Source organism: Candidatus Eisenbacteria bacterium, assembly GCA_030017955.1.
In the GTDB taxonomy this organism is placed as follows: domain Bacteria; phylum Eisenbacteria; class RBG-16-71-46; order JASEGR01; family JASEGR01; genus JASEGR01.
The window spans coordinates 1-1,543 of record JASEGR010000221.1 but is presented as its reverse complement, the minus strand read 5'-3'; the positions used below and the strand labels follow the sequence as shown (position 1 = coordinate 1,543).

Sequence of the window (1,543 nt, the reverse complement as noted above, 5' to 3'; positions counted from 1 at the left end):
GAAAAAGTGGGGAATAAAACTGGCCCCGGGGTGGGGAATAAAGTTGGTCCTCGACAGCTGAACGGTTGAAGGGTTGTCTCCGTATCACGGATACCATTGCCCGTCTCGGGGGAGATGAGTTTATGATCATTCTCCAGGACGTAAAAAAGGTAGAGGACATCACAGCGGTGGTTGAAAAGCTCTTTTCCATACTAAGCGAACCCTTCAACATCCAGGGGCACGAATTTTTTGTCACGACTAGCGTGAGGATCAGTGTCTTCCCTGATGACGGGGAGGATGCAGAAGCACTTCTAAGGAATGCGGACATCGCTATGTACCGGGCGAAGGATGAGGGGATCGGGAACAACTACGTCCTCTTCATATCGTCCATGAACGAGAGAACCCACGAGCGGCTCAAGATGGAGAGTATGCTCAGAAGGGCCCTGGAGCGCGGGGAGTTTCTCCTCCACTACCAGCCCCAGATAGCCTTAAATTCAAGAGAGGTCACCGGCATAGAGGCCCTCGTCCGCTGGCAGGAGCCGGAGAGGGGACTGATCCCGCCGGGAGAGTTTATTCCCGTAGCCGAGGAAATAGGGATTATTATCTCCCTTGGAGAATGGATATTACGCAATGCCTGCATGACCAATAAGAAATGGCGGGACAAAGGATTAAAGCCGGTAAGCATTGCGGTCAACCTCTCGCTGCGCCAATTCAAGCAAAAAAACTTCGTAGATACCGTGGCCAGAATATTGAAAGAGATCCGGTTGGACCCTCATTGCCTCGAGATGGAACTGACTGAGAGTATCCTCATGGAAAATGCGGAGGCCACGATCGATATCCTCCGGGCTCTGAAAGAGGTGGGCATAAGGATGACAATCGATGATTTCGGCACCGGCTATTCTTCCCTCGAATATCTGAGACGGATGCCTATCGATATGCTGAAGATCGCCCTGCCGTTCGTCCGGGACATCACGAAAAGTCCGGGCGATGCCTCTATCGTCACGGCGATCATCAACATGGCCCACAGTCTCAACATCGAAGTGATCGCCGAGGGGGTCGAGACGGTGGAGCAGTTGGCGCTCCTTCGCTCTCTCGGGTGTGACAAGATCCAGGGATTTCTCGTCTCACGGCCCGTCCCTCCTGATGAGCTTGAAGAGTTCCTCGAGAAGGGTTCGCGATTCGTCATTCAGTGAATCTCCTCCCGAAAATCGGGAATCTCTTCCCTGTCTGAAATTTTAATTCTCAGATCTCACATTTCAAATCAATTTGTAACTTGTTGATAATAAAGAGATAAGCCAAAAATATCCGGCATCTCCTGAAAATGGCATCTTTCTTGCGGTAGCAGACAACCAATGAAAGTTGAAGGCATCGCTTGCGCTGAGCGAAGCGAAGAAAGGAGGGATTTTATGATCGGCGTGTCAGAAGATATTTATGGTGAAAATGTCAGAAATGAGGTGTTCTCTCCCCCCGGTCCTTTTAAATTGTTATCGATGGCCAATGAATTCGAGAAGGCAGGGGTGGTCAGTTACGCCATCGATCTTTACACAAAGATACTCGACAAATA

Annotated in this window: 2 protein-coding genes; both read left to right on the top strand. The window is 50.2% G+C overall.

Annotation, left to right across the window (positions count from 1 at the left end; genetic code table 11):
* The first annotated feature begins 65 nt into the window (after positions 1-65).
* On the top strand, positions 66-1,172 hold the full coding sequence (locus QME66_13860) for a bifunctional diguanylate cyclase/phosphodiesterase (GenBank protein MDI6810026.1): 1,107 nt from the start codon (positions 66-68) through the stop codon (positions 1,170-1,172).
* Positions 1,173-1,331: 159 nt separating this feature from the next.
* Positions 1,332-1,543 (top strand): hypothetical protein (locus tag QME66_13855; GenBank protein ID MDI6810025.1); only part of this gene is annotated, 212 nt, incomplete at its 3' end.